Annotated in this window: 12 protein-coding genes; 4 read left to right on the top strand and 8 right to left on the bottom strand. The window is 60.1% G+C overall.

The features are described 5' to 3' along the window. The first annotated feature begins 298 nt into the window (after positions 1-298). On the top strand, positions 299-1,096 hold the full coding sequence (locus AACY50_RS23285) for a hypothetical protein (RefSeq protein WP_339431715.1): 798 nt from the start codon (positions 299-301) through the stop codon (positions 1,094-1,096). Between the two features lie 53 nt (positions 1,097-1,149). On the opposite strand, the gene AACY50_RS23280 is transcribed toward AACY50_RS23285, so the two are convergent. The 4 genes from AACY50_RS23280 to AACY50_RS23265 are packed head-to-tail and all read right to left on the bottom strand — an operon-like array spanning position 1,150 to position 4,575. After that, positions 1,150-2,307, bottom strand: coding sequence for an osmoprotectant ABC transporter ATP-binding protein OsmV (locus AACY50_RS23280; protein WP_339431716.1), 1,158 nt, complete (start codon positions 2,305-2,307; stop codon positions 1,150-1,152). Further along, on the bottom strand, positions 2,304-2,957 hold the full coding sequence (locus AACY50_RS23275) for an ABC transporter permease (RefSeq protein ID WP_221730077.1): 654 nt from the start codon (positions 2,955-2,957) through the stop codon (positions 2,304-2,306). Before AACY50_RS23275 ends, AACY50_RS23280 begins: the two co-directional genes overlap by 4 nt. Positions 2,958-2,971: 14 nt before the next feature. Next, positions 2,972-3,865, bottom strand: coding sequence for a glycine betaine ABC transporter substrate-binding protein (locus tag AACY50_RS23270; RefSeq protein WP_339431717.1), 894 nt, complete (start codon positions 3,863-3,865; stop codon positions 2,972-2,974). A gap of 20 nt (positions 3,866-3,885) precedes the next feature. Further along, the gene (locus tag AACY50_RS23265; RefSeq protein WP_339431775.1) at positions 3,886-4,575 is read right to left on the bottom strand and encodes an ABC transporter permease; all 690 of its coding nucleotides are present in this window, start codon (positions 4,573-4,575) and stop codon (positions 3,886-3,888) included. Between the two features lie 357 nt (positions 4,576-4,932). Here AACY50_RS23265 and AACY50_RS23260 point away from each other — a divergent pair, with 357 nt between their 5' ends. The 3 genes from AACY50_RS23260 to AACY50_RS23250 all read left to right on the top strand — a co-directional run bounded on the left by AACY50_RS23260 (position 4,933) and on the right by AACY50_RS23250 (position 8,808). Continuing rightward, positions 4,933-6,516 (top strand): peptide chain release factor 3, encoded by a 1,584-nt coding sequence (locus tag AACY50_RS23260; protein ID WP_339431718.1) that lies wholly within the window; start codon positions 4,933-4,935, stop codon positions 6,514-6,516. A 648-nt stretch (positions 6,517-7,164) separates the two neighbouring features. Then, the gene (locus AACY50_RS23255; RefSeq protein ID WP_339539225.1) at positions 7,165-8,367 is read left to right on the top strand and encodes an MFS transporter; all 1,203 of its coding nucleotides are present in this window, start codon (positions 7,165-7,167) and stop codon (positions 8,365-8,367) included. Positions 8,368-8,547: 180 nt separating this feature from the next. After that, the gene (locus AACY50_RS23250) at positions 8,548-8,808 is read left to right on the top strand and encodes a hypothetical protein (protein ID WP_339431720.1); all 261 of its coding nucleotides are present in this window, start codon (positions 8,548-8,550) and stop codon (positions 8,806-8,808) included. Between the two features lie 132 nt (positions 8,809-8,940). Here the strand turns inward: AACY50_RS23250 and AACY50_RS23245 are convergent, their stop codons facing one another. The 4 genes from AACY50_RS23245 to AACY50_RS23230 are packed head-to-tail and all read right to left on the bottom strand — an operon-like array spanning position 8,941 to position 12,849. Further along, positions 8,941-9,921 (bottom strand): peptide ABC transporter ATP-binding protein, encoded by a 981-nt coding sequence (locus AACY50_RS23245; RefSeq protein ID WP_339431721.1) that lies wholly within the window; start codon positions 9,919-9,921, stop codon positions 8,941-8,943. Next, positions 9,921-10,889, bottom strand: coding sequence for an ABC transporter ATP-binding protein (locus tag AACY50_RS23240; protein ID WP_339466254.1), 969 nt, complete (start codon positions 10,887-10,889; stop codon positions 9,921-9,923). The genes AACY50_RS23245 and AACY50_RS23240 overlap by 1 nt, the downstream gene beginning before the upstream one ends. A gap of 10 nt (positions 10,890-10,899) precedes the next feature. After that, positions 10,900-11,826, bottom strand: coding sequence for an ABC transporter permease subunit (locus AACY50_RS23235; protein WP_221730070.1), 927 nt, complete (start codon positions 11,824-11,826; stop codon positions 10,900-10,902). 12 nt (positions 11,827-11,838) lie between these two features. Further along, positions 11,839-12,849: an ABC transporter permease subunit gene (locus AACY50_RS23230; protein WP_221730069.1), complete on the bottom strand. Its 1,011-nt coding sequence runs from the start codon at positions 12,847-12,849 to the stop codon at positions 11,839-11,841. Positions 12,850-12,865: the final 16 nt, after the last annotated feature.

The raw sequence follows: 12,865 nt of genomic DNA, 5'->3' as shown, positions 1-12,865 counted from the left end.
TGGTCTGGCCAGACAAGAAACTGGGAGCCGATGGGCACTGTGATGTTGAACCCGGATCGGCAGCAGCAGACCAAGAAAAGAGCGGCATAGTTAGACGGCGACGCGACAACAACCTTGAAAAACGCCGGGGGAGTGCGCATGTCTATCAATTCAAGCGGATGCTGGGGTAACAAGGATGAACAGAATATTACTGTGGCTAGTTGTATTGACTCTGTCAGGTTGTGCCACTCACGAAGTGGTTCAGCCGTCTGTTCCCGTATCGCGAGAGGAAGTGCTCGGGACCGCATCGACTGGGGTGATGGGCGCCGGCACCGGGCCACAGATTGCCGCCTATCTCACGGAGGCCTACCACAACAAGCTGAACATGTGCCGAAATAACCCTTCAGCCCCGGCATTCCTGTGTTCCGGGGTCATGTTGAGAGCCACTCAACACTCCACACAGTTTCATTTCTGGAACCCTAATCCAACGTCTACCGGCGTGTCTTTTTCCTATTTGCGGGCGGATGCGAAGTTCAGCAAGTTGGTCTTCGGTTATCACAACGGATTTATCTTGTATCCGTACTTTTTCAAACCCGTGGGTAAAATAGAACCAGAGATACTTTGTTTCTTTCCGGTGGACGGTGCAACGACCCCGCGCGCAGATCAGGGCTGCGGTCAAAGTCCGGGAATAGTTTCCAGTCGACCCTGCCAGTCACAAGGGATCAATACGGCCGCGCAATACATCGCGCATTACAATCAGCAAACGAACAAATACGGGCATCTGTGCGGCTTTGATGTGAGCGACGATTTGAATCAGGCAGCCACCACCGCTTTCAATGAGGCAATCAAGGCCCAGGGGATGGGCGGCACGTTCGCCTTCAATACGCAGAACGAGTTCCGGCTGGCCAAGTGGGGGCAGAATCTGGGCACGACGTTGCCAATCGAGGCGGTGTTCTACATCGGTGACGCCGGCAAGGCCGGTGCGCAGTATGACCAGCAGGATTTCAAGAACCAGACAGGTATCTGGATTCCGGCAATCAGGATCACGCTGCCCCAGACGCCATCGGCTGATGTGCGGTTCGAGTTCATTGCCGGTGACCAGGCCATCTCTTCCTGATCCATTCAATTGTGCCGTGCCCTGCCAGAGGGGCACGGCACATCAGCGCTCTATCAGGCCAGCGCTGTCTCGGCGGGGGAGATGATGCTGGTCTTGCCACCGCGGGATTTGCCGGAACTCAGATACTCGGCAATCGACTCCTGCGTGACCTCGCCCAGGAACACCCGCTCGGCGTCCAACACCGGCAACCACGAACGATTGAACTCGTACATGCGCGACAGCAGGATGCGCAAATGCTCGTCATACGCCGCCGTGGCGTTGAACTCACGCAGGAACTGCGCGCAGGTGCCGGTCTGGCGGTGCAGGTCGCGGCGACGCACATAACCCAGCGCCTTGTTCTCGGCACAGGTGACCACGACGTAGCGGCGGTCATGTTCGTCCATTAATTCCAGCGCATCGGCCACCGGGGTTTCCGGGCTCACCGACGGCGCGTTGTCCGCCGCGTCTTCTGCCTTGACCAGCAGCAGGCGCTTGAGGGTGCTGTCCTGGCCGACGAAGTTGCTGACAAAGTCGTCCGCCGGGTGTGCGAGCAGGGTGTCCGGGTGATCGATCTGCAGCAGTTTGCCGGCGCGGAAGATCGCAATCTTGTCGCCGAGTTTGATCGCCTCGTCGATGTCGTGGCTGACCATGATCACGGTCTTGTTCAGCGCGCGCTGCATCTCGAAGAACTCGTTCTGGATCATCTCTCGGTTGATCGGGTCGACCGCACCGAACGGCTCATCCATCAGCAACAGCGGTGCGTCCGCCGCCAGCGCACGAATCACGCCGATGCGCTGTTGCTGGCCACCGGACAATTCACGCGGATAACGATGCAGATACTGCTTGGGCTCAAGCTTGATCATGCTCATCAGTTCACGGGCGCGGTCGTGGCATTTCTGTTTGTCCCAGCCGAGCAACTTCGGCACCACCACAATGTTCTCTTCGATGGTCATGTTCGGGAACAGACCGATCTGCTGGATCACGTAGCCGATGTTGCGGCGCAGGGTCACTTCGTCCAGGTCGGTGGTGTCTTCACCGTTGATCAGGATCTTGCCCGAAGTCGGTTTGATCAGGCGGTTGATCATCTTCAGCGTGGTGCTTTTGCCGCAACCCGATGGCCCGAGGAACACACAGATTTCGCCTTCATTGACGGTCAGGCTCACCGAGTCCACGGCTTTGATGTCTTTGCCGTTGCTTTGGAAGGTCTTGCTGAGGTTTTGAAGTTCGATCATTTGAGGAGTCCTTTTGGAGTCAGCGCGCGTTGCAGCCACTGCAGGAGGAGGTCGGCGAAGATCGCCAGAAGACTGACCAGCAGCGCGCCGACGATGAGCATCGACATGTCACTGCGGCTGATGGAGGCGAGGATCAACACACCGAGACCGCCGGCGCCGACGGTGGCGGCGATGGTCATCACGCCGATGTTCATCACCACGGCAGTGCGCACACCGGCGAGGATCACCGGTACCGCAATCGGCAACTCGACCATGCGCAGGCGCTGGCCGAAGGTCATGCCGATGCCGCGTGCGGCTTCACGGATGCCCGGTTCGACGCCGGTCAGGGCCAGGTAGGTGTTGCGCATGATCGGCAGCAGTGAATAAAGGAACACCGCCGTGATCGCCGGCATCGGGCCCAGGCCTTGGCCGAACTTGGAGTAGAACGGCAACAGCAGGCCGAACAGGGCAATCGACGGCACGGTCAGCAGCACGGTGGCGCTGGCCTGTAAAGGGCCGGCGAGGCTCGGAAAGCGGGTCATCAGAATGCCCAGCGGCACACCGGCGACAATCGCCAGACTGACGGCGATCCCCACCAGAGAAATGTGCTGCAAGGTCAGGTGCAGCACCTGCTGCCAGTCAAGATGGGAAAAGGCGTTCAAGAATTCCATGACGTTTCCTCCCTTCAATTCAATGGATGTTGGCGCAGGAAATCAGCGGCCACAGCGGATGGGCTTTCATGATCGACATCGACCCGCGCGTTGAGCCGGCGCATGGTTTCGTCATCAAACAGTTCGGCCAGCGGCTTGAGTTGCCCGGCCAGTTTCGGGTGGGCGTCCAGATAGGCCTGGCGCACCACGGGCGCGGCGGTGTAGTCCGGGAAGTAATGCTTGTCGTCCGCCAGCAATTTCAGATTGAAGGCGCTCAGGCGACCGTCCGTGGTGTACACCAGGCCGGCGAACACTTGGCCATTGCGCAGGGCGGTGTAGACCAGACCGGCGTCCATCTGGCGGGTGTTCTCGCGTGTCAGGTTCATGTCATAGAGCTTGACCATGCCGTCCAGGCCGTCGGAGCGGTTGGCGAACTCAGTGTCCAGAGCCACCAGATGATTGGCCTCGGCCTCATCCCGCAGCACGGTGTTCAGTTCGCTGATGCTGTTGATCTGCGGGTACTGGTCGGCGATTTTTTTCGGCAGGGCCAGTGCATAGGTGTTGCTGAATTTCGACGGTGCGAGCCAGGTCAGGCCTTTTTTGGCATCGAGTTCTTTCACCCGAGCGTAGGACTGTTCGCTGTCGAGTTTTTCGGTGACATGGTTGTAGGACACCAGCGACACACCGGTGTACTCCCAGAGCATGTCCAGTTGGCCACTCTCCTGAGCGCTGCGCGCCAGATTGCTACCCAGCCCACCGGTGATTTGCGCGTCGTAGCCTTTGCTGCGCAGGTACTGCGAGGTGATTTGCGCCAGCAGGGTTTGTTCGGTGAACACCCGGGCGCCAATGCGGATAACCGGTTTGTCGGCGGCTTGGGCGATTCCTGCGAACAGCAGGGCGCAGCCTAAAATCAAGCTAAGTCGTTTCATGAAGATTCCTTTGCCGGGGCTTAAGACGGGCGCAAGCCGCGTTCGAGCCAGAGTCGACTGCCCAGGGTGACAGCGCCATCGAGCAGCAGCGCCAGTAAGGCGGTACACGCGGCGCCGAGCAGCAGTTGCGGCTGATTGTTCAGCGCGATACCCGGGAAGATCAGGCTGCCAAGGCTGTTGGCGCCGATCAGAAACGCCAGCGGCGCTGTCCCGACATTGATCGCCAGCGCCACACGCACACCACCGACGATGATCGGCACGGCATTGGGCAACTCGACTTTCCACAGCACCTGACGCGGGGTCATGCCGATGCCGACGGCGGCTTCTTTGAGTGAACCCTGAACGTTTTTCAGGCCTTCGTAGGTGTTGCGCACAATTGGCAACAGTGACGCGAGGAACAGCGCGAAGATCGCCGGGCCGCTGCCGATGCCCAGAATCCCCAGGGCAATTGCGAGTACGGCCAACGGCGGCACGGTGTTGCCGATGTTGAAGATCTGCATGAAGCGTTCGGCGCGCCCGACCATGCCTGGGCGACTGAGGAAGATGCCGGCGGGGATGCCCACGACGAGGGCAGCGAGCATTGAAGCGAGGACGAGAACCAGATGAGCTTGCAGGTAAAACAACAAATCGTCGCGGTAGTGTTCGATCGTGTTGATGCCGATCCAGTGGACCAGCAGGGCCAGGAGCGCGATCACCACCGCACCTCCCATCAGCCCTTTGCCATAGCGGATAGCCACAGGCGGACTCCTTTTTTTAGTCGGCGAACGCCATCCTGCGTGGCAGGCCAAACCTTGGCTGCCGGGAAAAAACGTTCGCGAGAAGCAGCTCCCTCAGCACCGGCAAAAAGCGGTCTGAAAGCGAGCCATGAGCGCAGCCTCGTCAGGCTAACTTGCTGATTTTTCAGCCCCTGACGAAACGTCGTAACAGGGGATGGACGTCTCCGTGCTTTAAAAGGTTCCCATCCGAGACAGCATTTGGCCACCCCTGATGTGCTCAACGGTTCGGTTATTGTCTGGACTTGGGCTATAATCGCGGCCCTTTTTTGAATCACCGCCAGGCGATTTCCCATGACCAACCAGGCCGCCGAAGTCGCGAAACGCCGCACTTTCGCCATTATTTCCCACCCCGATGCCGGTAAAACCACGATCACCGAAAAGCTCCTGTTGATGGGCAAGGCGATTGCGGTGGCCGGTACGGTGAAATCCCGTAAATCCGACCGCCATGCGACATCCGACTGGATGGAGATGGAGAAACAACGGGGTATTTCCATTACCACGTCGGTCATGCAGTTCCCGTATCGCGATCACATGGTCAACCTGCTCGACACCCCGGGCCACGAAGACTTCTCCGAAGACACCTACCGCACTCTGACGGCAGTGGACTCGGCCTTGATGGTCCTCGACGGCGGTAAGGGTGTTGAGCCACGGACCATCGCGCTGATGGACGTTTGCCGTCTGCGAGACACGCCGATCGTCAGCTTCATCAACAAACTCGACCGTGACATCCGCGACCCGATCGAACTGCTCGACGAAATCGAAGCCGTTCTGAAGATCAAGGCGGCGCCGATCACCTGGCCGATCGGTTGCTACCGCGACTTCAAAGGCGTGTACCACCTGGCCGACGACTACATCATTGTCTACACCGCCGGTCACGGTCACGAACGCACCGAAACCAAGATCATCGAGAAGCTCGACTCCGACGAAGCCCGCGCGCATCTGGGCGACGAGTACGACCGCTTCATCGAGCAACTGGAACTGGTACAGGGCGCCTGCCACGAGTTCAACCAGCAAGAGTTCCTCGACGGCCAACTGACCCCGGTGTTCTTCGGTACCGCACTGGGCAACTTCGGTGTCGACCACGTGCTCGACGCCGTCGTTGACTGGGCGCCGCGCCCGCTGGCACGCGTGGCCAACGAGCGCACCGTGGAACCGGTCGAAGAGAAGTTCTCGGGCTTCATCTTCAAGATCCAGGCGAACATGGACCCCAAACACCGTGACCGCATCGCCTTCATGCGTATCTGCTCCGGCAAGTACGAAAAAGGCATGAAGATGCGTCATGTGCGTACCGGCAAGGACGTGCGCATCGGCGACGCCCTGACGTTCTTCTCCTCCGAGCGTGAGCAACTGGAAGAGGCGTTTGCCGGCGATATCATCGGCCTGCACAACCACGGCACCATTCAGATCGGCGACACCTTCAGCGAAGGTGAAGCGCTTGGTTTCACCGGTATTCCGCACTTCGCCCCGGAACTGTTCCGTCGCGTGCGTCTGCGTGACCCGCTGAAATCCAAGCAACTGCGCCAGGGGCTGCAGCAGTTGGCTGAAGAAGGCGCGACCCAGGTGTTCTTCCCGGAGCGCAGCAACGACATCATTCTCGGTGCCGTCGGTGTGCTGCAGTTCGACGTGGTCGCCAGTCGCTTGAAAGAGGAATACAAGGTCGAGTGCTCGTATGAGCCGATCACTGTTTACTCGGCGCGTTGGATTGAATGCGACGACAAGAAGAAGCTTGAGGAATTCTCCAACAAGGCTGTGGAAAACCTGGCAGTCGATGGCGGTGGGCACCTGACTTACCTCGCTCCGACGCGGGTTAACCTGGCGTTGATGGAAGAGCGCTGGCCGGATGTGAAATTCCGTGCGACGCGTGAGCATCACTAAGCGCTGAATTGTTTTGTCCAAAGCCCCCTAGGTGTATGCCTAGGGGGCTTTTTTTGCTTGGTTGGTTTGGGTGTATATCCGTTTCTGCGGGTGTTGCGGCTGACGGTTTCGCCCTTACGGCGACTCACTTTTTTTACAAACGCCTAAAAAAAGTAAGCAAAAAAACGCTTGCTCCTACGTGCGGCCCGCTCGCTGGGGCTCGGGGTTCCTTCGCTGCGGGATTGATCCGGGGGGCATCGCCTCCGGTTTGCTGCGCTGCACCTCCTCTCGATGTGTTTGGCTTCGCCAAACGGTCGCTGCGCTCCCATCCCCGGATCAATCCCTCCACTCAGCCTTCCGACGTCGCCCGTGGATCAAGATCAAGAGCTTCAGCCGAGCTAACGCTCATCCTGTTGAGTGGTGAGGAGCAGAGGGGATACGCGTTCTGCTCATGCTTTTTTGTGTGCGAGCCTGCTCGCGAAGGCGGCCTGACGGCCGACCATTTTCTGACTGAGTGCCTTCAATCTGCCTGATCTGCCGAAGGTTGCACCTGCATGGGGCTGTAGGGCGACTCCGTTTTTTGTGATCTCGACATACTTGAGCGCGACAATCCGAGAGCTGACCGTTAGTGTCTCAGGTTTGCGAAAGTCGCTTTGAGAGGTCAAAGGAATGACAAGTCGGCTGACTTACCTGCTGCGACTCAATGGCTATTTCGGCGTAATGGCCTGGGTGCTCGCGGCGCTGCTGTTCATCAATCGCCTCAGCAGTATGGTCAAGCTGTTCATGGCGTTGTATCTGCGTCAGGAGCTGGGGCTGGCGATTGAAACCGTGGGCTGGCTGCTGTCCGGTTACGGCGCGGGGCTGTTGATCGGTTCGATGGTCGGTGGGTTGCTCAGTGATCGCTTTCCCACGGCGCGGCTCACGGCGGCGCTGTTTTTCCTGTCGGTATGGACCCTGATCCTGTTGGGGTTGGTCACCGACGTGCCGTGGCTTGCGGCGTTATTGCTGTTGAGCGGTGTGCTCGACGGGGCGATCCGCACCCTGCATCAACGGTTGATCATGGAGTATTGCGAGGTTGCGCAGCGTTCGCGTGCGCAAGCTTTGAGCCGGGTTGCGAGAAATCTCGGGATGGCCGCTGCCGGGGTGGCTGGCGGGGCGTTGGCGCAGACGGATTTTCGCTCGGTGTTTTTCGCCAGTGCGGCGATGACGCTACTGGCGTTGCTCTGGTTTGTCCGCACGACCTGGCGTCGACCGGTGCTGATCGTTGAGGCGTCAGCCGATGCGGGCTCCGGCGCATCCTCTGCGTATCGCGACAAGGCGTTTCTCTGGTTGCTGGCAGCGGCGGTCTTGCTCGGCATGGCGTTCGACACCGTCTACAGCACGCTGGGCAACTATCTGCGTGACTACTACCACTTGAGCACAGAAGCCATCGGTTGGCAGTTCGCGCTCAACGCGATACTGATTGTGGCCCTGCAGATTCCGCTGTCCCATTGGGGCGAACGGTGGGGCATGCGGCGGCAACTGGTGGCCGGCAGTCTGTTGCTGGCTATCGGGCTGGGCATGTTGCCGTTGGGCACCGGACTGTTTTTCGTCTGCCTGTCGACGGTGGTCTGGACACTGGGCGAAGCGCTGTTCATGCCGCCGCTCAATGTGTTGGTCATGCAGCATGCACAGAGTGGCAAAGGCGGGCAGTACTTCGGTCTGTTTTTCATGAGCTGGAGTGCGAGCGCACTGGTATCACCGGTGCTGAGCGGTCAAATGTACGGATACTTTGGCGGGCACAGTGTCTGGCTGGTTAGTGCGACGCTGGCGCTGTTGGCCATCCCGCTGATTTATCAGGCCACTCACACACGCGTCTCGGACGGGCCTTAAGGGCAGGCCGGCGTCCTTTAGCGGCTCCGGCTATTGGCGTTATTCGAAACCAGTCTTTGTGCCGAGGGTATTTCTGCCGGCTGCTGAGTGTCTTGTCTGGTGAACCCGGCGGATCGGAACTAGATTTCATTCATCGCCGGATCGGCATGTTTGTCTCACCCGCAGAGGATGGAATCGATCATGAAAAACAGATTGCTACGCGTTTTGCTGCTGTTGAAAGTGATGGTGATGTTCTCCCTCGGCACCGCGACGGCTTGGGCCGAGTGCGAGGATCACGATGCCCAGGCCTTCAGCGGGCAGGTGGGGCACAGCGGGCTGATGCTGGCCAAGTCTGATTCTGAGGGCGGTGATAAAGGCCAGGGCGGCAGCGAAGGCGATGATGATTCGACCACCGACGAGCCGGCCACCGACGACAGTGACGAAGGCGACAGCCAGACGTAAATGGCAGACAAAAGAAAACCCCTTCTACCTCGACTGATGCGCAATCGAAGCGGAAGGGGTTTGGTTAACACTTTGACTCTAAGTCCAACACAATCTCTGTGGGAGCGGGCTTGCATTTGCCTCGGGATTTGCTTACGCCGCGCCGTCGAGGAACTGCTCGGCGTAGTGGCACGCCACCTGCCGGTTGTCGAGCTCGCGCAGGGCTGGCTCTTGAGTGCTGCAACGCTCGGTCGCATACGGGCAACGCTTGTGGAACGCGCAGCCTGCGGGCGGGTTGAGCGGGTTGGGCAATTCGCCGACGATCTTGATTTTCGGCTTGTCCGGATCCGGGTGAATCGTCGGGGTCGCCGACAGCAGCGCCTGGGTGTAAGGGTGCAGAGGACGATCATAGATGGCGTTTTTCGGACCCATTTCCACCGGGCGACCGAGGTACATCACCATCACGTCATCGGCCACGTGTTGCACCACCGCCAGGTTGTGCGAGATGAACACGTAGGCGGTGTTGAACTCCTGCTGCAGATCCATGAACAGGTTAAGCACCTGCGCCTGAATCGACACGTCCAGCGCCGAAGTCGGTTCGTCCGCCACCAGCACTTTGGGTTGCAGCATCATTGCCCGGGCCAGGGCGATCCGCTGGCGCTGACCACCGGAAAACATGTGCGGATAGCGCTGGTAGTGCTCGGGACGCAAGCCGACCTGCTTCATCATCGCCTGGACTTTCTCGCGACGTTCGGCGGCGGACAGGTTGGTGTTGATCAGCAGCGGCTCGCCGAGCTGATCACCGACTTTCTGCCGTGGGTTCAACGACGCGTACGGGCTCTGGAACACCATCTGCACGTCTTTGCGCAGTTGCTTGCGCTGGGCCTTGTCGGCACCGGCCACTTCCTGGCCGGCGATTTTCAAGGAGCCGGACGACGGCTCTTCAATCAGGGTCAGGGCGCGGGCGAGGGTCGATTTGCCACAGCCCGACTCGCCGACAACCGCGAGGGTCTTGCCGGCTTCCAGTTCGAACGACACGCCGTTCAGCGCGCGCACGGTGGCGTGGCCCTTGAACAGGCCACGGGAGACTTCGTAGTGACGGGTCAGGTCGCGGGCGGTAAGTACGACGGCCATTACGCCACCTCCTGGTTCAGCGGGTAGAAGCAGCGGGCGAGGCTGTGGCTTTTCGGGTCAAGGGTCGGACGTTGCGCGCGGCAGCTGTCCTGCACGTACGGGCAGCGCGGCGACAGCAGGCAGCCCTGCGGACGGTCGTAACGGCCCGGGACGATGCCCGGCAGCGTCGCCAGACGCTCGGCGCCCTGGCTGTGCTCCGGAATCGCCTTGAGCAGCGCTTCGCTGTACGGGTGCGCCGGGATGTCGAACAGTTGTGGCACCTGACCGACTTCAACGGCTTGGCCGGCATACATCACGCACACGCGCTGGGCGGTTTCAGCCACGACCGCGAGGTCGTGGGTGATCAGCACCAGGCCCATGTCCTGTTCTTTCTGTAACGCCAGCAGCAGATCCATGATCTGCGCCTGAATCGTTACGTCCAGTGCAGTGGTCGGTTCGTCGGCGATCAGCAGTTTTGGCTCGCCGGCAATCGCCATGGCGATGGCGACGCGCTGGCTCATACCGCCGGACAGTTGATGCGGGTAGGCGTCCATACGGCTGGCGGCGCCCGGGATTTCCACTTTTTCCAGCAGTTCGATGGCACGTTTACGCGCTTGCTTGCCGGACATTTTCAGGTGCAGGCGCAGCACTTCTTCGATCTGGAAACCGACGGTGTAGCTCGGGTTCAGTGCGGTCATCGGGTCCTGGAACACCATTGCCAGGTCTTTGCCGACGATCTGCCGGCGCTGGCGGTTGCTCAGGGTGAGCATGTTCTTGCCGTCGAAATTCAGGGCGTCGGCCGTGACGATCCCCGGGTGCTCGATCAGGCCCATCAGGGCCATCATGGTCACGGATTTGCCCGAACCGGACTCGCCCACGATCGCCAGTACTTCGCCCTTGTCGACTTTGAGGTCGAGGCCATCGACCACCGGCACGGCGGTTTTGTCGCCGAAGCGAACGTTGAGATTCTTGATTTCTAGCAGTGACATGGGAATCTCCTCAGGCGGCGTTCTTGAGTTTCGGGTCCAGCGCATCGCGCAGACCGTCGCCCATCAGGTTGATTGCCAGCACGCTGAGCAAAATGGTCAAACCAGGCAGGCTCACCACCCACCAGGCGCGTTCGATGTAGTCGCGGGCCGAGGCCAGCATGGTGCCCCACTCAGGGGTTGGCGGTTGTACGCCAAGGCCGAGGAAGCCCAGGGCGGCGGCATCGAGAATCGCCGAGGAGAAGCTCAGGGTCGCTTGTACGATCAGCGGTGCCATGCAGTTGGGCAGCACGGTGATGAACATCAGGCGTGGCAGCCCGGCACCGGCCAGGCGCGCGGCGGTCACGTAGTCGCGGTTCAGTTCGCCCATGACGGCGGCACGGGTCAGACGCACGTAGGACGGCAGCGATACCACAGCAATCGCAATCACGGTGTTGATCAGGCCAGGGCCGAGGATGGCGACAATCGCCACCGCCAGCAGCAAGGACGGCAGGGCCAGCATGATGTCCATCAAACGCATGATGGTCGGGCCGAGGACTTTGGGGAAGAAACCGGCGAACAGACCCAGCAGGATGCCCGGGATCAACGACATCACGACCGAAGACAAACCGATCAGCAGCGACAGGCGCGAACCCTGGATCAGACGCGACAGCAAGTCGCGACCCAGTTCATCGGTGCCGAGCAGGAACTGAATCTGCCCGCCTTCGAGCCACGACGGCGGCGTCAGCAGGAAGTCACGGTATTGCTCGCTCGGGTTATGCGGTGCGACCCACGGCGCGAACAGCGCGCAGAAGACGATCAGCAGCATGAACAGCAAACCGGCAACTGCGCCCTTGTTCTTGGAGAAGGCTTGCCAGAATTCTTTGTACGGTGACGGATACAGCAGGCTTTGATCCACGTCGGACGCGGCGGTGGCTGCTGAGGAAGTTGGAGTGCTCATGGGTAATTGACCTCAGCGCTGATGACGGATGCGTGGGTTGGCAAAGCCGTAGAGGATGTCCACTACGAAGTTGACCAGAATCACCAGGCAGGCGATTAACAGGATGCCGTTTTGCACAACCGGGTAGTCCCGGGCGCCGATGGCTTCGATCAGCCATTTACCGATGCCGGGCCAGGAGAAGATGGTTTCGGTCAGAACCGCACCGGCCAGCAGCGTGCCGACTTGCAGGCCGACCACGGTCAGGACCGGAATCAGCGCGTTACGCAAACCGTGGACGAACACCACGCGTGCCGGCGACAGGCCTTTGGCCCTGGCAGTGCGGATGTAGTCTTCACGCAGGACTTCGAGCATCGAGGAGCGGGTCATCCGCGCGATCACCGCCAGCGGGATGGTCCCCAGCACGATGGCCGGCAGGATCAAGTGATGCAATGCGTCGAAGAATGCGCCGACGTCATCGGCCAGCAGCGTGTCGATCAACATGAAACCGGTGCGCGGCTCGATGTCGTAGAGCAGGTCGATCCGCCCGGACACCGGGGTCCAGCCCAGGCTCACCGAGAAGAACATGATCAGGATCAGGCCCCACCAGAAGATCGGCATCGAATACCCCGCCAGGGAGATGCCCATCACCCCATGGTCGAACAGGGATCCTCGCTTGAGTGCCGCAATCACCCCGGCCAGAAGGCCCAGAATGCCGGCGAACAGCAGGGCGGCCATGGACAGTTCCAGGGTCGCCGGGAAAAGGGAGGTGAACTCGGTCCAGACGCTGGTGCGCGTACGCAGGGATTCGCCGAGATCGCCGTGAGCCAGTTTGCCGATGTAGTCCAGATACTGGGCATACAGCGGTTTGTTCAGACCTAGGCGTTCCATTGCCTGAGCGTGCATTTCGGGATCGACCCGACGTTCGCCCATCATCACTTCCACGGGGTCGCCCGGAATCATGCGAATCAACGCGAAAGTCAGCAAGGTGATGCCGAAAAACGTGGGGATCAACAACCCCAGTCGGCGGGCAATAAAACTAAACATCTTGTGTGGTACCTCA

It is taken from the genome of Pseudomonas sp. RA_15y_Pfl2_54, assembly GCF_963971015.1.
Lineage (GTDB): Bacteria > Pseudomonadota > Gammaproteobacteria > Pseudomonadales > Pseudomonadaceae > Aquipseudomonas > Aquipseudomonas baetica_A.
The sequence above is the reverse complement of the archived record's forward strand: the minus strand, read 5'-3'. Positions and strand labels throughout refer to the sequence as shown.